This is a genomic window from Arthrobacter sp. ISL-28, assembly GCF_018613875.1.
In the GTDB taxonomy this organism is placed as follows: domain Bacteria; phylum Actinomycetota; class Actinomycetes; order Actinomycetales; family Micrococcaceae; genus Arthrobacter.
This window is the reverse complement of record NZ_JAGGPJ010000003.1, coordinates 73959-93148: the sequence shown is the minus strand read 5'-3', so window position 1 is coordinate 93148 and position 19190 is coordinate 73959. Positions and strand designations below refer to the sequence as shown.

7 protein-coding genes and 1 pseudogene are annotated in these 19190 nt (G+C 60.6%); 4 read left to right on the top strand and 4 right to left on the bottom strand.

What is annotated here, in order from left to right; all coding sequences use genetic code 11:
• Positions 1–26 precede the first annotated feature (26 nt).
• Positions 27–170, top strand: a pseudogene (locus J7E80_RS23610) (DeoR/GlpR transcriptional regulator); the annotation flags it as partial.
• Positions 171–271: 101 nt separating this feature from the next.
• On the opposite strand, the gene J7E80_RS02095 reads toward J7E80_RS23610, so the two are convergent.
• On the bottom strand, positions 272–898 hold the full coding sequence (locus J7E80_RS02095) for a DUF4230 domain-containing protein (protein ID WP_215049829.1): 627 nt from the start codon (positions 896–898) through the stop codon (positions 272–274).
• Between the two features lie 936 nt (positions 899–1834).
• On the opposite strand from J7E80_RS02095, the gene J7E80_RS02090 reads away from it, so the two are divergent.
• The 3 genes from J7E80_RS02090 to J7E80_RS02080 all read left to right on the top strand — a co-directional run bounded on the left by J7E80_RS02090 (position 1835) and on the right by J7E80_RS02080 (position 7208).
• Entirely contained in the window at positions 1835–2092 is a 258-nt protein-coding gene (locus tag J7E80_RS02090) for a hypothetical protein (RefSeq protein ID WP_215049828.1), read from the top strand.
• A complete protein-coding gene (locus J7E80_RS02085) occupies positions 2092–4143 on the top strand; it encodes a helicase C-terminal domain-containing protein (RefSeq protein ID WP_215049827.1) in 2052 nt (683 codons plus the stop codon). The genes J7E80_RS02090 and J7E80_RS02085 overlap by 1 nt, the downstream gene beginning before the upstream one ends.
• Positions 4144–4676: 533 nt before the next feature.
• Entirely contained in the window at positions 4677–7208 is a 2532-nt protein-coding gene (locus J7E80_RS02080) for a DUF4268 domain-containing protein (protein ID WP_215049826.1), read from the top strand.
• Positions 7209–7388: 180 nt separating this feature from the next.
• Here J7E80_RS02080 and J7E80_RS02075 read toward each other — a convergent pair whose 3' ends face one another.
• The 3 genes from J7E80_RS02075 to J7E80_RS02065 form a co-directional block, all read right to left on the bottom strand.
• Complete coding sequence (locus J7E80_RS02075; RefSeq protein WP_215049825.1) at positions 7389–10544, bottom strand: DUF3427 domain-containing protein; 3156 nt, start codon at positions 10542–10544, stop codon at positions 7389–7391.
• A 107-nt stretch (positions 10545–10651) separates the two neighbouring features.
• Entirely contained in the window at positions 10652–16000 is a 5349-nt protein-coding gene (locus tag J7E80_RS02070) for a DEAD/DEAH box helicase (protein WP_215049824.1), read from the bottom strand.
• Positions 15997–19050 carry a hypothetical protein gene (locus J7E80_RS02065; RefSeq protein ID WP_215049823.1) on the bottom strand — a complete coding sequence of 1018 codons (3054 nt, stop codon included), beginning with the start codon at positions 19048–19050 and terminating at the stop codon, positions 15997–15999. The genes J7E80_RS02070 and J7E80_RS02065 overlap by 4 nt, the downstream gene beginning before the upstream one ends.
• Between the last annotated feature and the right edge of the window lie 140 nt (positions 19051–19190).

The window sequence follows — 19190 nt, the reverse complement described above, 5'->3', positions numbered from 1 at the left end:
CGATTCGGAGGGTATCGAGGCCAGGAGTCTACGTGCTGGCCGACTCGTTCAAGCTTGGGCTGCGGCCCTTCCACGCCTGGGAACGGCTGGCACTGCCGTGGACCCTGGTGACGGACGACGGCGCCGACCCCAACCAGGTGCAGAAGTTCCGGGATGAGGGATGCCGTTGAGGTGGTTGAAATTCATTTTGGAGGCCACAACGGCGTCCTGCTCAATAATTTGAAGCAGCTGATTACGCCGAAGCTGAACCAACCCGGTCGATCAGCATTACCTAACTAGATGCGCCGCCCTCAAAGGTAACCTCGTATCCGAGCGACCCGAACAGACCAGTCAGCATGCTCTTGGTATTTTCACCCGCTCGCTGCCGCAGCTCGGAGTTCTCAGCAGCGTCAGCCATATCCGATTCGGCGAGGAGATAGAGCTCCGCTTGCTGAGGCGCCGTGAACGCATCTACGACTTGGTCAGCGATACCCCGATCCTGGCTGTACACATAGGACCGGTCATGGTCGATATTGGGCTTATCGAGCTGCGGCTCGGGAAGCCGCAACGTCACCGATTTGCCATCGGCAGACACCGTGAGGTCCTCTTCAGCGAGACCCGATAAGTCGACATAGGCATTGACGGTGCCAGCGGCCACAAAGAGCGTCCGTCGTCCTGCTATGAAATCGGGAAGCCCCCCGGTGTCTTCTTTCTCATCTAACAAAAGCTCAAAATTACCGACCGCAGCGTGATACTGGCTCACGTTCCTGACGGATTTGAGAAGAACGGATTGGCTCCGCTCGCTCTTGCTTGAAAACGGCCCGAACCCAAGCATGCTCGCTACAAGCAGTGCAGCCAGTAGAACCGCCACCGCAGATGCAATGAACGCGACGGGCTTGAATGATTTAGCTTCGGACACTGGACCCCTTTGCCTTGAAACGGCTTGGGTTCCGTTCCTGTTGATTGCCTTCCAGAGATTGCTGTCTGGCTGATTCAGGATCAGTGTAGCGGGACTCGCCCAACGGTTAGGATGGCGACACTGTCATGCATTCCGATTTCAATGGGGGACGATAACCACCGGTGACATTTAGGCAGGACCCTGTTCTCAGGTCCTCACGCAGCGTCGCTCCCACCGCTGAGGCGGTTTCACTTTCGGGAGGGGACAATAAGTGACTACTGACAGCAAAACACTCGTGCCGGTATGGACACTGGCTACACAAGCAGCCAGCGTTTCTGACGTTCTGGGCACCGAGGGCCTAACGCCGGCTCGTCTGGCCGAGCTGAGAACGGTTCTGGCAACTCTTGCGGATTCCCCCATCGCAACACTCGAGATGCATGCAATGCCGCAGACCCGCGATCGCAAGGGCGGCCTACAGCTTGACGTTGCAAGTCCCCTCGCCAAGCAACTGGCGCAGCTCGTAACACAAACAGCAAAATCTGCTCCCCCGAAGGTGAACGTGGCCGAAACGGGAGAGGTACCCTATCGGATGGTGGTACCCGCCAAGCTTGCCGCCCAGGCCGGCCAAGGACTCGTTCGTCCTATGGCCGCCAAAGGAGTTGCAGGAGCTATTCATGGTTCCCTCGTGAACTCGACCGGAATCGTGGGTGCCGCCACATTCGTCCCTGTCGCAGGCGGAGCCGCAGCTGCAGGCACCGCCGGTGCTGCAACTGGTGCGGCAGCTACAGCTGGCGTGGCGGTTGCCAGCGCTGGATTCCTGACGGTAGCCGCGCCACTTGTGCTGATGGCCGTAGCCGTTAGCGTCAGCGCACATGCCGAGCACCAGCGCCAGGAAGCGATTGAGCGAATCACTGTCCTCTTGGAGCACAGGACAACCTCGATAAGGAGCGCAACGAGTTGGACGGTTGCCGTGAAGCGATCGACAAAGCGACCTCGATCCTCCTTGACCAGGGCCGGATCGGCTTTTCGCTCGGTCTGGATTCTTCCGTACACGGTATTAACACCGCTATCGCTGCCGCCCGCCGGCGGTTGAAGAAGTGGGAAGCTGCCTTGGATGCAATGCCCGACGGCGCAGTCGAGGTAAGCGAACTGAAGAAGTCGTTTCCCGGCATCGCCGAGGAAGGCGGCACATTCAGGTTCCGGACGACGCGCTGATGCACCGCATCGAGGACGGCCTGAAGATGTTCATGAGCCGGACGGAGCGGCCGCAGCTCGGCAAAGACGACATGCTGTCCGTGATCGAGATGGCGCCCACCGATGTCCGGGCCGGGGACCTCACCAGCTACAAGTCCCTGTCCGCCCTGTTCCGCGCGGCGCGCACCGGCAGTCCGATGGAGTACTGGAAATCCGTGCCGATGTTCGCGCACTTCCTTACTGACTACAAGGTCGGCCGGATGCTGGATGGCCGGATCCACTGCGACCGCGAAGCCGTTGACCCGCTGCTGCCGGCCCTGGCCACGATCGATCCCGACCCTTATCGCCGCTACGGCGCCGTGGAGACCGACAGCGGCAAGTTCAGGGCCGTGCGCGACCACACGGTCGGCCAGGGCTGGTGGAAGCTGCTGTGGGTGCCGCCGTCGCTCCCCTACGTTGAGCCGTCCGGCGCATTCGCCGAAGTGGGGCCGGATGTCACCAAGCAGCTGGTCTTCTCAGCGTGGAACGCCGCTCCGACAGCGATCACCACGATGCTCTCCTACGAGGCAGAGCGTCAGATCCTTGAGGGCTCGCCGCGGCACGGGGAGAATACCGCCGAGGCTCGCCGCAAATTCGCCGGACGACTGCGCTACAACGTCCGTGACGGCGAACCCCAGACCATGTCAGCCCTTGCGCTGTTCATCCCGCATGCTTCACTGGCACGTGCGGGCGATCCGCTGGAACTGGCCTCGATGAAGGGGGCCGTGGTGGACGGCGCCTCTGTGCGGGAAGCTGCCGCGGAGGCCGGCAAGTCCATGGTGGGCGGCACCGACATCGACCCCGCCAGCCGTCTGGGCGTTTGGGCTTCCTACTTCTCCGTTCCCGGCACCCTGCCGGCAGAATGGAAGAACGACGCCCGGGTTGCCACCAATCAGCTGCGGGGCTTGGACGAGTACACGCAGCAGCTCGGCAAGGCATCAGACACGGGAGGCGCCGACCTGGATGCCGGCTCAGAAGCCGGACTGTATCTGGCCCACATTGACCGGATGGCGCAATCATCCGTCGGTGAGCCGGCAGGCTGGGACGACGGCGTTGAAGACCTGGCCGTCAACTCCCCTGCCAACTGCATCTACCGCGCACTGGGTCGGGTCGTTCCGGATGAATTCGACGGCGCAGAGCTGTGGAAGGCCGCCGTTTTCGCGGCCGCCGGGCTGCGTGCACTCTTCAACCGCCTCGACGCCTCAGAGCTGCTCGACATGCTCTACCCCGAAGGCGCCTACTGGCAGAAAGTCCTGCGCTACTGCGAAGCCGGAAACCTCCAGGCGGTGCTGGACGAGTACGTCTTTCAGCTCCGCAGCCAGCAGGCTCCCGGGGAGATCACCAACGAGCAGCTGTGGGCACTGGCCGACGACATCCGGTGCTCCCTGTCCCTCAAGCCGGCGCAGATGGTTGCCAAGTATCCGGACGGATCTCATGAGGACCTCCGGATGGGTGTCCGGTTCGCCGTCCGGTACAGCAATGCCAAGACGGACGAGGGTGACAGCAACCGTATGCCCGATGTCCGCAGGGCCTTCAACAGCCCCTTCTGGCCGTTCGTCCTGGCTTCCACGTCCGTGGGCCAGGAGGGCATCGATTTCCACTGGTGGGCACACTCCGTCATCCACTGGAATGTTCCCGGTAACCCGGTCGACTTTGAGCAGCGGGAAGGGCGTGTTCATCGGTATCTAGGGCATGTAGTGCGGAAGAACGTTGCTGCGGCCCACGGTGCTGCGGTGCTGAAGCCAGGGGTGACGGACCCGTGGGACACGCTGTTCTCGGTTGCCGCATCTGAGATCGCTGCACGGCCGGAAGATTCCAGTACTGAATTCGCCCCTCACTGGATTCATCCGGGCAAGCACAAGATCGAGCGACGGTTATTAGATCACCCCCTCAGCCGTGATGTGCCTAGAACGAGGCACATGCTCTCCGGTCTCGCGAAGTACCGGCTGACGTTGGGCCAGGCCAGGCAGGATGATCTGCTGGGCCTGATCAAGGATGGTGCGGAGATCAAGCCGCTGAATTTGCGGCCGTAGGACGTCACAAAGCAGCCGATACGCGGCCGGCTGGACCGATGAAAAGTGTCATGCCGCCAACTTGACTGGACAAGAATTTAGCCCGCGCCGCGAAGAAACTTCGGGGCTAATGGGAAGGGCCGACAAGTTATGGCGGAGTGGGGTGTAACCCCCGAGAACATTCGATGCAACTCCTCCATCTGGCTGACAGTCAAAGGACCGCAAGCGCCGAAATACGGCGGAGTCCGAACTCGTTTAGCCCAAATTCAACTACGACCGTCACGCGTCTGATCCTGTCCAGTATTTCTGGCCCCGGAAGGACGGTTTCATCTGGCGCCACAGCCTAACTCTCGTGAAGGTCGAAACTGAGGCGAACGGACAAGTGTTGGTTATGACGACAGGACGCCAGCTGCTGCCGCCGTGGGGCTGTTGCTCGATTAAAGCCGCGTGTGGGCAGACGGCCCATGGGGGTCCGCGGGCCATGGCCGACGCCGGGCTCACGAACTCCGCCCCATGTAGTCTCGTTCCATTACCGTAATTCCAAGGAGGCATTTGTGGTTCGGGCGGAGAACGGGACACTTGCGGGGGTTCTGGAAGGCAAGAAGCAGTACCAGGTTCCGCTCTACCAACGCGTGTACTCGTGGGGCAAGAAGCAGCTCGGCCAACTGTGGTCGGATGTCATCGAGTTGGAGCGCACTCTTGGTGACGACCCGAAGGCCTCGCACTTCATCGGCTCTCTCGTACTGGCTAGCAGTCCTGACTTCGGCGCCATCGGCGTTAACAAGTTCCTTGTCGTCGACGGCCAGCAGCGCCTGACCACGCTGACGCTCCTTCTGGCTGCGCTCCGCGATCATTTGATCGAGACCGGGGAAACCGATCGGGCGAGCGGCATTGACGCACAGTACCTAATCAACGTCTTCGACAGCGGCAAGCCGCTTAAGGTCATGCCAACCCAGACAGATCGGCCCGCCTACATGGCGGTGCTCAATCGTGCGCCGCAGGCTGGCGGGGAGGACGCCGTCGGCGATGCGTATCGGTTCTTCCGCTCGAAGATCGCCGCGGCCGACGACCCTGATGATCCACATGACCTGGAGCTGCTCGAAGCCGCCGTCGTACGCGGTCTCGCGCTCGTCGTCGTCACGGCGGAGCCGTCCGACAATGCACACCGCATCTTTGAGTCGCTGAACAACACTGGCCTTCGGCTGACGCAAAGTGACCTGCTAAAGAACTATTTGTTCATGCGGCTCGGTGATCGCGCAGAGATGGTCTACGAGAATATTTGGCTTCCACTGGAGAAGAAACTCGACTCTGAGAATCTTGAGCTGTTGTTCTGGCTCGACCTCGCTCAGCGCGACGAACGAGCGAAACAGTCGGACACGTACGTGGGACAGCAACATCGGCTCGAGAAACTAAGGACCATCGACGAGGTCGAGGCTGAGGTGATCCGTATCGCCAATCTCGGTGACGTACTCGCGACGATTCTCAAGCCTGCGGGGGAGAAGCACGCTGAGATTCGCCGTCGCCTCACCAGGATCAGAGCCTGGGGCTCGACGACGGCATATCCGGTGGTGATGCAGATTCTCGCCCGACGTGCTTCCGGGACGGCTGCTGACGCTGAGGTTGTGCGCGTTCTGACGTACCTGGAGTCGTACTTCGTGCGGCGCATCGTAATCGGGCGCGCCACAGCAAATCTGAATCGAACGCTACTCCAGGCCGTAGGTGCGATCAGTGATGCGGACCACATCGACATCGCGCTGCGCGAATACCTGTCCCGCGGCCGCAAACACTTCGCGACCGACCTCCAGGTTCGCGAGGCTGCCAAGACGATCGCGTTCTACTGGCAAGGCCGCGGACCGCAAAAAAAGCTCATCCTGCAGTGGCTCGAAGAGGCGTACCGCCCGAAGGAGATCGTCGACCTCGACCCTAGGCATCTGACGATCGAGCATGTGTTGCCACAGCAGATGACTGATTCTGTGCGCAAGACGTTCGCAGCGGCTTTCAACGCCGACGCGGACATCGACTACGAACATGAGCGGGTCGTGCATACGCTCGGCAACCTCACTCTGAGCGGATACAACAGCGAGCTCAGCAACAAGCCGTTCGAAGAGAAGCGCGAGATGCTGGCCAAGAGCGGCGTATCGATGAATCAGGCAATCGCGGCGCACGCCACATGGGGCGTCGACGAGATCAGCGAGCGTAGCGCTGAATTAGCAGAGAAGATAATTGAGCTGTGGCCGGGGCCGGATGAGAGCATCATCGCCGTCGGCGACGAGCCGTCAGCGCTGCGCAGCCAAATTGCTGCGATCGTCGCCGAGATCCCAGCAGGGCGCTGGACTTCTTATGGCGACGTCGCGATCGTGGCCGGCACTTGGGCCCAGCCGCTGGCCGCGATTATCGCGAACTACCCAATGGCCAACGCTTGGAGAGTCCTGCAGAGCGGCGGGACTATCTCTTCTGGTTTCCGCTGGACCGAGCCCGGGCGCGACGATGACCCCCGCGTGGTGCTTGAGAAGGAGGGGCTCCAGTTCGATGCACAAGGCCACGCGAATCCCGAGCAGTTCATCGGCGCAGAAGAACTCGCGGAAGCTGCCGGCCTCGATGTGGACGAGGAGGCGATCGCTGAACGCCGCAAGAAGAACAAGCCGCAAGCCAAGGCCACAAGGGAGGTGTCTGTGACGGATGCCCAGCTTAAATTCTTCGAGCGGGTACGTGACCACGGCCTTGTAAACGCGACGAACATCGATACTTGGCGCAAGCCCTTTCCGCAAAACTGGTACGACGTCAGCATTGGAGACTCCCGTGGGCAGATCTCGCTCCAAGTGAACTCCCAGAAGAAACTCGTCACCACGCTTTTCTGGATCAGCGACGACAAGAACCTCTACGCGAAATTGCTGGCCCAGCGCGAAGCCATCGAAGCAGACCTCGGTCTCGTTCTCGAGTGGGACGACAAGCCCGGCCGCAAGGCATCCAAGCTCGTCATCAGCCGCCCCGGCGACTTCCTAGACCCGGCTCAATCGCCAGAACTCGTCGAGTGGCTAGTGACCATGGGAGACACGTTCGCGCGGGTCTTGCCGAAGTACTTGTGACGCTCCTGCTACTTCTTAATGCCACGGTTCCGTCCACAGTGACAAGAACCTCTCGGGAGGGAACTCTTGGCAGCCTTTCCTCAAAGTGCGCTGTCCACCGTTCCTCTCATCAAGTCGATCAGTCATGAATAAGTTATCAGCAGTTGCTATCGCCCATATGTGGACAGGTCCCCCGTCTAGTTATTGCGCCACTGCAGCCGCGGTCGCGTAGACATCAGCTGGCATCGGGCGGTGCAGCTTCCAGGTAATAGAGATCGGCTTCTCGCCGGCGTGCTGCACGTAGTCCACTTGCCCGAGACACGTGTAAGGAACCGTCAGGCCGGTGTCGTCGTCCGCAGTATCCCTGGTGAAGATCAGGATCGTCGAGCCGTGTGAAGCCCGGTCCAGGTACCGTTTACCAGTCGGGCTCCCGGGCGAGGTCGCGTTCTGCGACTCCCAGTGGAACAGCTCCGGGCTGATGGCATAGTCCTTGTACATCGTGGTGGCCGAGTGCTTTTTGTCGTCCTTGTTGAGCGTCACGAAGAAGGCGTCGGTGGAGGTCGCCGGGCACCAGGCAACGCCCTCGCGGTGCTGCACGTTCTTGCCCAGCTCCAACGAACCGTACTGCAGGGCCGCCAGGACCTCTTCGCGCCGGTAGGTCGCGTGCGAAAGCAGTGGAACGTGCTGCAGCCCCGCTCCGAGCCCCTTGGCGGCGTGCTTGGACGCTGCGACTCCGAGTCTCACGAGCTGGCGGATCTCGCTGCAAACAAACTGGTAGCCGCGCAGGTAGTCCAGGCCGGCGTCGTACGTCTGAAAACTGCCGCCGTCGTCCCAAAGCGTATAGAACAGCATCCGGGCAAACGTCTGTTTCCTCATTCCGAGCTCCGCGTAGCGGGGAGCATCAGGGCCGACCAGCATCGAGTACGCCTCGGCACGTTCCGGGTCGTCCACATGGATGAGCGCAGCCATACGGCCGAGAAGCTTCTTCTCATCGGCATCCGAGAGCTCCTGGATCCTCCCGCTGAGGGCTGCCTCCAGCGGGGAGAACCCTTCGATCAGGCCCGCCTGGCGGAGGTAGCCGGTCCACGAGTCCCTGGTCGAACGGTAGATCGACTTCACGTCGTTCCCGGACTGTTCCAGATAGGCTTCCAGCTCGGTCTCCGCATATGAGGCAATGTCCCGGACGAGCTGCGCCCGGTTGAACCGCAGCTGCGCCTTGATGTTGTCCAGTACCACCTTCTGCGCTACCCTGTCCAGCACGATCTGGGAGCCCGAGGGCAGGAACGGGAACTCGTCCTCGACCGCCATCTCCAGTTCCTTACGCCCGTAGCCCGTCAGCGCCCGGTAGCGCAGATCGAAGCGGAACTCACGCCGTTGCTGTCCGATGAAGTCCATGACCGTCAGCACGGCCTTGCCCTCGGCACGGCGCAGCCCCCGCCCCAGCTGCTGGAGGAAGATCGTGGCGCTCTGCGTGGGCCGGAGCAGCAGGATGGTATCCACCTGCGGCAGGTCCAGGCCTTCGTTGAAAAGGTCGACGGCGAAGATGCAGTTGATCTCCCGCCTGCGGAGGCGTTCCAGCGCCGCGGCGCGGTCGGCGTCGTTGGTGCTGCCATCGACTGCAACGGAGGCGATGCCTGCACGGTTGAAGACCTCGGCCATGTAGTGCGCGTGCTGGACCGAGACGCAGAAGCCGATGGCCCGCATCTGGTCGGTGCTGGTGACTTTGTTGCGGAGTTCGCGGATCACCTTCGCGGCGCGGGCATCATTTCCGGTGTAGAGGTTGTTCAGCTGTGCGGCGTCGTAGTTGCCGCGTTTCCATTCCAGCTGGCTCAGATCGACGTCGTCGGAGACGCCGAAGTAGTGGAACGGCACCAGCAGGTCCGCGTCCAGGGCGTCCCACAGCCTCAGTTCACTCGCAGTGCGGCCGTCGAAGAACTGCTTGGCGACGTCGGCGCCGTCGCCGCGTTCCGGCGTCGCTGTCAGCCCGAGGAGCTGTTGCGGCTGAAGGTGGTCCAGCAGCCGGCGGTAGGTGGGCGCCATGGCATGGTGAAATTCATCGATAACGACGACGTCGAAGAAGTCGTGGTCCAGCTGTTCGAAGCCGAGGGATGACAGGGACTGGACCGACGCGAAGATGTGCTTCCAGTGCTCCGGCTTGTGGTCCCCGACGTACAGCTCGCCAAACGCACCATGCTGCATAACGTCCCGGTAGGTGCGTATCGCCTGTTTCAGGATTTCCTGCCGGTGGGCGACGAAGAGCAGCTTCAGATCACGGCCGGCAGCTTCGCTGAGGCGTTTGTAGTCGAGCGCGGCGATGACAGTCTTGCCGGTGCCGGTGGCCGCGACCAGGAGGTTGTGGTTGAAGCCCTTGAGCCGCTCCGCTTCCAGGTCCTCGAGCATCTCCTCCTGGTGGAGGAACGGCTGGACTTCAAGGCCGGTGGCAGCATCAGGGGCGGCGGTTCGCCGACCGCCGTTGCGCTCCAGCGCGGCGTCGAGTTTTTCGCCGTCACGCTCAGGGTCATAGGTCTGGAAGGCCCGCTGCTCCCAGTAGCTGTCGAAGGTGACCTCGAATTTTTGAAGCAGCGTGGGCGTGCCGACGGAGCTGAGCCTGACGTTCCACTCGAGTCCGTCCAGGAGGGCTGCCTGGCTGAGGTTTGAGCTGCCGACGTAGGCCGTGTCGAAGCCGGAGTCCCTGCGGAACAGCCAGGCCTTGGCGTGTAGGCGGGTGGCCTGGGTTTCGTAGTTGATCTTCACTTCGGCGCCGTAACGCGTGACCAGCTCGTCGATGGCGCGGCGTTCCGTGGCACCCATGTAGGTGGTTGTGATGACTCGGAGTTTGACGGCGCGCTCCTTGAGCTGCTCCAGCGCCGGCTGGAGCAGGCGCAGTCCCGTCCAGCGAACGAAGGCACAGAGCAGGTCCACGGTGTTGGCGGACTCGATCTCGGTTCGGAGCTCGGCTGCGAGGTTCGGATCGTCCTTGCTGTTGGTCAGGAGGGCCGAATCGCTCAGCTTGGTAGTGGGACGGCGGAGTTGGCGGCGCTTGAGTGCATCCGGACGGTGGAGGGAGTGGAGTTGCGTGGGGCCTGCGGCGATGCGGTCTGAGGTGTTCAGTTCCTCAAGGAGGCGGTTGGCCAGACCGACCCTGTCACTTGGTTTGGCTGCAGCGAGAGCCTGGCAGACGGCATCGGCCACGTGGCGGGAGAGGATGTCCGGGGTGTCTTCGTCCTCGACATTTGCGAAGACCGGATGGAGTTCTGGCGTGGTATTCAGCAGATTGCCGAGCGCATCCGTGTTGAGTAGTTCGTACAATCCTTCGGACAGCTTCTCCGCCGCTCGTCCCCCGCTGAAATTAGTCACTGCGCCAGGCTACTAGTGATCACCGACAACAAGGGGGATTCCTCGTGTCAGCTCGCTCAGGAATTAGCTGGATAAGCCGACACAAGTAATCCGCGGTGAGGCCATTCTCAGAGAGACACAGCCTCGCCCTCGATCGCCGAGACGAGCACCGAGAGCGCGCGCCGGTCAAACTCAAAATGATCGCTCATTGAAAGTCGGTACCCCGGCAACTCGTGTTTCGCTTCGGCAACGGCTTTTTCCCGCCGTATGTCTGTGCTCCCGGCTGCGCTTCTGAACCAAAGGGGATGGCCCACAACGACTCCGACTTTCTCATCTGGCATAAGCACGACCGGGACTCCCAAGGACCCTACCGCCACGACCTCACAGCCAGGATCGATAGACTGCGCTGCCGACTGGAGATCCTGCTTGCGATCGAACCATCTGGCGAGTTTCAGCGCGTCTCCCGCACACAAATCCAGCATGTCGAGCGCCAATCTCCAGTCGAGAACGCCATGGAGGCGTTGGTTGTCCCACGACCTCAGGCAGTCGGGGCAAGACGTAGAACACCCCACGTGGCCTTCTGCTTCGTACATGAACCGCAATGTCTCACGGGTGGAGCGCAGCAGGGCTTTGAAATTTTCCGGTTTGGCTATCTCCACGGCGTACCCCGCCCCGTTATCCAGACTGTCGGCCAGGAACACTCTGGCTGTCGGCTCACCAGCAGTGGTCAGATGCTGCAGGCCTGCCTGCATCTCCTGCGGATCGATGTCTAGCTGAGCCTTCACCCCTGCGCGCATCACCTCTGCTAGCGACCAGAGAGCAGACATTCCTGCTGGCAGTACTCCTGCGGAGGTCGGGAGGCCACCTGTTGGCGTCTCCAGGCGTGTGAATGCTACCGTCACCGCGTCCGTGGTGCGGATTTCTCCGATTGCGCTCTTACCGATGTCGATCCCCGACGTGGGCATATCCTTCCAACCCCGCGTATAGATCGTCTTGTCGACGGCGACCACAGAACCGTCGCCCTGCCGCTTAAGGTCAAAGAGGTGTCCTTTGTTGTCGTTGTACTGCAGCAACTTGCCCTGCTCATATAGACGGACATCGACACCCAGGACCTCTTCGAGCGACGTCTCCTTTTGGGCGGAAACGAATGTAGGCAGGCTTTTGGACTGTGCTCGCGAGCCGTCGATACGGTAGGGACGCGGCTTGTAAGTCGTTCTGAACCCTCGCGGTTCAAACATGGAGAACCGCACCACTTGAGAGCCACAGTTCTCGCAAGCGTCGTCGACTTTCCGGTCAATGAATGTCGTTGCGCAATCCGGACATGACACAACTTCGTGGGAAGCCCCCAGCGGGTCGGCCGGCGACCATGATCTGCCTGTCTTCTCGTAGTGGGCAAACCCTGCTGCCGTGTGAACGAGTCCGTCTCTGACAACTTCGGCGCCTGGGGCATAGTTCGTTACAGCCAGCGCAAGCGGACGGTCGGCAACAACGTTGTTGTCCAGCACTCTCCCCATGACTTCACCGTCGTAAAGATTGCGTACCCTTGTGGGAAATCCGAAGAGGGGGAGGAGACCGCCGAGCGCCAAGACCAGACTAAGCTCCTCGTCGCTTCGTTCTGGCAGCGCAATTATGCGGTCGATTTCAGCGACAAGCTCAATTCGCGCCCAACGCTCGATCTCCAGGACGTGCGTCTCTGTGAGCCTCGTGTAGCGGCTCAGCTGTCGAACGACGTGGCCTACGTCTGGATGCGTACTCAGCCAGTCAGCGACTCCGGACCGGTATTCGGGCCAGGATTCAACGTTTCCGAAAGATCCATGCAAGCTTTCGGGAGACCATCCTGGCCCCCCCGCCACCGATGAGAAGGCCCGTTTGAGAAGCTCAGATGCTGCGACGCGCTGAACGATGCGGGGACGCCCCAGGTCGAGGAACGGCTGGGGAGGAAGATCTCCTGTCATGCGGTAAGCATTGTTGAAGTAGTACTCATCGTGGGCCGAGTCGCGGCAGGATGTGATGGCGAATGAAAATGCCTGCCCGGCGCGGCCGGCGCGGCCGACTCTCTGCTGGTAATTGAACCGCTGAGGCGGCATGTTGGCCATCAGAGTTGCGTTGAGGGCACCGATATCGACGCCGACTTCCATGGTCGTAGTCACACTGAGAACATCAAGCTGGCAGGTGCGTGGGTTCTCTTGAGGCGCCGGCAGCTGGATACCTTTAAACCAGCGCTGCCGCTTGCGCTGTTCGCTGGCAGGCTTGGTCTGTGCGGTCAGCTCGGCAACGGCGATTCTCCGCAGGTCCTGGCTCGCAAGCCACCCATAGTAATCACCACCCTTTGACGGTCGTTCGTGTTGCGTCAGTGTGGTGGAGTCGCAGCCCTTGTTGGCACAGACTCCCGCAGAGCCTTGTAAATGGACAAAACCACAGCGGTCGCAAGTCCACATTTGGCCCGGTGGAGGGGCGAAGCGGATGTGGTTCGTCGATCCGTGAATCTTTAGGATCCATCCGTCATGGGTCAGGCCCTGACTCTTGAGAACGCCGTATGCCCACGCCTCGAGCGTTGCGGCGTCGACACCGTGCAGGACCGAAACACGCTTGAGGTAGTCTTTCACCGCGGTCGGGGTCTTGATCCCGTCCGACCGGGCAGCAAAGGAGCCTTCGTAGTTGAGGTCTAGGCCCAGCAGGCGCACGCAGCTTGCGACGACCTCGCTGGCAAGATCGTCGCCGAGACCGCTTCCGGACCCTGAAACGTCCGCTCGAATCCAGGCCAGCCCCGTCGATTCAACGTCGCGCCGGCCGGAGTCGAACACTTGTCGAGCCAACTCCATATCCAGCATGTTGCCGAGCTTCTCCTGCGCGACAGCTGAGGAGGCGGCATCCGCCTTTATCCAGAGTCCCTGTTCCGGCGGCGCGTAGAAGGAGTACCAAGGCTCCTTGTTGAATTTTTGCGCAAAGGGAGACGGGCCACCCGGGCTTATCCCCAAGTCGACCATCTGCGTTTCGATCCGAACTCGGAGGTCGGTCCATGCGATGGACTCGGATCCTGCTGAGCCCAACTCTGACAACACCTCATGGTCAGCAGGGGTGGCGACGCCGGCCGTTTCACGCATGATGGCCATGAGCGCCCCGGGGTTGGTCTGCAATATGTGTTGTGCCTGAGCGAGTTCAGCAGGCTTCAGACCTGATGGGTCTGAGGTGAACCGTCGAAGGATGTCCGCAATGTCAGTGTCCGCTGCGTCAGAGAGGCCCTTCCGGAGCATTTGAACCAGGATGTCGCTGTACTGACGGGTGGCCAACGAAGCGGCCGTCCTCGCCGCGGAATCTCGATTGTCCGTGAACACTATGGTTCGGTAATCCTCCGGCCGCTCACCGAGTGTGCGGGGGAGCTGACGGAGGTACACAGAAGTCGTCTGAGCCGGCGACGTCGCGTGACCTTGCAGGGGAGAGGCAACTTGGCCCTGCACAAATTCAGCCGTCTGGCGCCCTTGTTGTCCGCATTGTGGACATTTGCCAGGGATGGCGGGGGTGGCACTTGCGTCGCCCTTGCCGCTGATTTGAAGCACCCAGCCATTTGCTCCCTCCGGAGCACCTACTTCGACGCGGCCGCTGGTGTCCAACCGTGCCCGGATCCATGCAACATCGAATGTCTGATTTGACCATTTGCTGCCGGCACCCACCGGTGCCTGGTCGCCGACCGTTGGCCAAAACCAACGATAAATTCCCCGGCTGCGCCGGGTAACCAATCCGGGTGCGTCCGACAAGATGCCGGCCGGCGTGGCACTCAGGCTCTCCGTTCCGTCGCTGAATGGCAAGACGTAGCCGCCCAGGCTGGTGTCGCCGCACTCGCCGCAGAGGATGAGTTCCAGGACTCGGCTGCCGCAGGCGTCGCAAACTGACACGGGTTGTCCGAAGAGCTTGCCAACGTTTCGGTGCTTGTCTCGTCGATCGGACGACACCCCCGCACACAGAGCGCTGCTGCAGGCCCACAATCCGGACAATACGCGGGCAAAGATATGGCCACGGAGGGGGATGCCAACCTGTCCGCCGAGTGCGACAGCTTGGAAGACTGCTTCAAGTGCAGTCAGTTCGTGATCATTGCTGCCGAACAACCGCTGCGAAACTGTGTGGAGGGACTGTGCCCGATACCTGCCGTCCGACTCCTCGAAGCAAGCCGCCGCAATGGCTTCGGAGAGTTCGGCAGATCGACTCGCCAACGTGCCCGCCGCGTGTCCCGCCAGCACCTGATCCCGACTAATCGGTAGCTGGCTCACAATTGCACGGGGCTGCCCGGCAGTGACGACAAAGCTGCTTTTGGACGCTCCGAAGAACTCCTCCAAAAAGTTCAAGCCCTGCTCGTCCGGACTTAGTGATGCGCTGGCGGCGATAATGCGCAGCTGGGGGCTATCTGGCTCGAGGCCAAGTCGACTCATTAGCCTTCTCAGAAGCAGGGCAACTTCGCTACCTGCGGAACCTCGGTATGAGTGGAGTTCGTCCACCGCCAGCGTGAACACATGGTCCCGAGACTGAGCAAGCCATTCCCGTGACTGCCGAAACAGCGGCGCCTCGAAGTCCCGCATTAGGATCGCGTTGATCATCGCGAAGTTAGAAACCATGACGTCGGGAGGGTCCTGAACCATATCCCAACGGGTCACCATTTCGTGAACCCTTGGGTCGGTAAAGAGCGATAAATCACTCTCGTCGACCGTCCCAGCAGTCACAAGGCTTTCGTACTCTGCTGTCATCTCACGAAGTTCCTGAATTACCCGTGACACTGCCCCCGATTTTGCGGACGGTGTCGGCAGTACGTTGTTTCCGGGCGTAGCACCCGTGTACCGGCCAAACCAGAGCCGCGCCTCGGGACGGGTCTCGGAAATCCTCCGGAAGGCCAGGCGGAGACGCGTTAGTTGGTCTTCCACTAGCGCGTTCGTGGGGTACAAGATAATCGCTCGGACTGCCGCCTTGCGCTTCTCGTTCTTCCGCATCGGGCTGAATGCGTCCCCAGTCCACCACGTGTTGACTGGTCCCGGCGTGCTCCATCCCTCAGACTCCTCGACCAGCCGGAGCAGGATAGGCAACAGGATCGCCTCCGTCTTGCCGGATCCAGTGCCCGAGGTCAGGACGACATTTCTCTTGCCGGCCTCACCAGCACCTCTATTCGTCAGGATGCTCATGGCTTGATGCCGTCGAACCCCGATTGCCTCACCTGGCTTCACGAATTGCCGAAAAAAAGCGTCTCCAACAACACGCCCAACCGATTCCGAGTACCCGGCAGCAACGGCTACATCAATTAGATCGTCTGTTGTCGGATAGGGAACCACGGGTTCGACCAAGGGCTCTTGGAAAACCTGTCCCGGCGCACCGAGAAGGTCATCCCTATCCGCGGCCAATCCATGGGACCGCAGGCGATAGTTTGTCGAGAAGTACCGCGAAAATGCCTCCTTCAAGTCGTTGCTGACGCTGATCGGATTGGGGTGTTGGGTCATGACGTGAGCTTTCCAATAATCGCTTCAGCAGCGGCGGGAGGAACATTGAAGTATGTGGTTGAGCGGGTCAGACGCTGAATTTCGGGCAGGCCGCCACCACCCATGACTGCTGCCCGTCCGTACATGCCTGGGAGTTCGGCGCCGACTGGCACCCACAAGGTGGCTTCCGCCGGGTTATAGGCAATGATCGGGCGATTTGCCTCCAGCGCGGCAAGGTGCTTTCCCAGCTCCACGGTTACCAAAGCCGCAACCCCGTCGGCGACGTCTTGGGCGCTGCGGAAGTAGTATCGCGAACTGAAACTCTGAGACACCCGGTAAAGTCCCGGCAGTTGCGGGGTCTCGATCGCGGCCCAAGAGGCGGACTGCGTGTTGAAGTACTCGTATGACTCTGTGAAGGGCATGCTGCAGCGATGCAGCCCTTCACCCACCGCGGACAAAGGCGGCAACGCGCTGGCGAGCGCGATGGAAGCACCCGGGACCAGGTCGACGCCAAAATCCTCTGCGATCGCGCCGATCTTGTCGTTTGGGATATCGGCGATCACGTGCAGTGACTCGCGTTCAGGCGCATTGACTGAAATGGTGGCACCTGCCGCGTCCAGCGCTTCGAGAACTGCACTTTTGAGTTGCCTATCCCAGTACCCAGTCAGCATCCAGGATCCGTCGGCTAATTGACCGAAACATGTTGCTGCGGACTCCCAGCGAACGACTTCAAGGTCAGCGTTCCGCTCTAGCTCGATAATGCCTAACGATTCCAAGTCGCGAAGCAGCTGGTTCTCAAAGATTGCGCTGTCCTCGAGTTGCCTCGCAAGAGTGGAAAATTCGCGACGGGATCCGGCACCGAGGAAGAAGAGTGCATCAATGAGTGCGCTCCAACTTGGGCCAACAGGAGAAAGCTTAGGCAACGCATTTCTTGTGCGCCGGGCTGTGACTTCGCCGGAGGATGCGGATTTCCGTACCCAGGTAGGTTGTCTTTTACTCATGCCGCATTGCGTGCAGACTCCGTACATCCAACTCGACTTCGGACGCTTTCCGTCAAAGGTCGGAAACTCGAAGCGATGGCGTCCAGTCACAATGCAGGAGTCCACCGGAGGCCCCGCCACGACTAGCAGCTGACCGCGTGGACGCATTTGGCCGCTGCCAGCCCAATTCGGGCGGGACTCGACGCTGCGATTGGAGTGTGGCACCTGTGGTGCCGATAAGGCCAGACCATCGAGACCAGGGACCGCTGCATCGTCACTGGGAAGACATTGCATCGGCCAAAGAGGGTCCTCCAGATCGTGACACAGCGACCTGAAGCGCAAGGCGAGGTCAGGGACTGGTTCCATTGAGCTCCTGAGTTTCACAGCCAAATTCTGGAGCGTTGTCTTTCCTCGCCGCAGGGACAAAGTAAAGTCCGTACAATTTTGTGGAAGGTCATCCAGACGGACTACTGCGGGAACCGTCAGCCGTCGGCGTACAAAATGCTCCTCAGCTTGGAGTGTCTCCGCATTTCGAGTCAGCAACAACAGATCCACGGGTTCGTCAGTCTCTGAGGCGATCATGACTTGGATCGGGCTGAGGGAACTCCAACGAGGCATATGCCCCGGGAGCTTCAGTCCGCCTGTGATCGTCATTTGCGTCGAAAGCCGCGGCTGAAATGCTGAGAGATCAGTAGCTGTCACCAGCGCGGACGCGGGTGGGCGTAAGAGGACCACATCCGTATATACGGCCCAGCCCTGGGGGACACCGCTCGTCCCCCCAGGAATCCTTGAATATCCTGGCTGGGCAGCGTCAGCTAGGATCTTCTCCACCGCCGACGTGAGTTGAGGTTCATCTTTGACCAAAACGCGCGACGGTGCTGCCGCATTTATGCGATCGGATTCGATATAGCCGGCGGAGAATGCGTCACGCGTCAGGATGACCACATTTTTTGGAAAGCGACGCCGTTCGGTCCCTGCGCCCACGGCCACCCGTAGATCACCAGCAATAGCGGACCCTGCGTCGATGCCGACAGCACGAAAATCAAATCCGGACGAACCGACTCCTAGAGCCTCCAATCTGAACTCCTTCGCCATGTCCTGGAGCCCGCCGATGCGGCATGTTTCGCCGGGCGACGCAGCTGCGAGAATCAATCCAAATCTCATTTCAGACCGAAGCATGACACGCCCGTCCCTGAGCGTCAGAAGACAACGTCCGGGCCCCGTTCCCCCCTTCCCCTCTGCGGATGACGCTGCACCTTCCCACGTGGCGAATTCGGCAAGGGCAATTTCAACGATGCGGCTCTTCAGCTCGGATGAAGCCCACATCTTGACAAGGGCTTTGTTGGCCGATGTCCGGGCCGAGTTGATCCAAACGTCAATAGCGCCGTACATGTCGGTGTGGGAGACTGTCTGACCCGCGACGAAGCCCTGTTCCTCGAACATTTTCTTCAAGTTTCGGCGCTCGCGGGCGCGCACCAACGCTTGCGAAATTGGCAGCCCAACATATCGATGCATCAGCGCATAGGCGCTCGGCATACCCCTGTGACCGTCTTGGTCTTCGAGCCAGAGGCTCAGAGATTCCCAGTAAGCCTCACTGGATTTCGTGAAGGACGTCCGGAACCTTCCCGACTCGGCGCGAGGTACAGCCAAGAGTCCCTCGAGGTTTGAGTAGTATCCAGATTCGACAGCCCCCGTATCGCTGTTGGCGCCACCGATGCGTTCTGCGGCCAATGAAAATAGCGTCAACAGCGCAATGTGCGGCGGTGGCGGGACCTGTATGGAACTTGCCAGCGCCTTTCGCCTCCTGGACAGCCACAATGTTGTTATGCGGTCGAACTCAGCAAACGCGGCCCGGCCTGAGTCCTTCCAGCAAAGCCTCGACCGGACGGCATTCGCCAACGAATCGTCTGCATCATCGATGTTCACTCCGATGTCCTCGCAAACTTTGGCAAAGGCGTCATCGTCTTTGTCCAAGTAGACGAGCTCCCCCGCCCTGTCGTCACCGAAGAATCTGTGAGCCAAAGCCGTGTTCCAGGCCTCGTAATCAGAGCCAACTACCGTTGCGACGTCATTTGTCGCCAATTCAACCATTTCCTCGCCCCCCACCTACAAAAGTAACTCTTTTACGCAAGGTTAGTTAGCACCCCTGACAGTTATCGTTTGGACGCGCAGAATGGACGATTACAAAGACCCGACGTTGCCTGCTCCCCACCGATAGGAGTTTTCAGCTG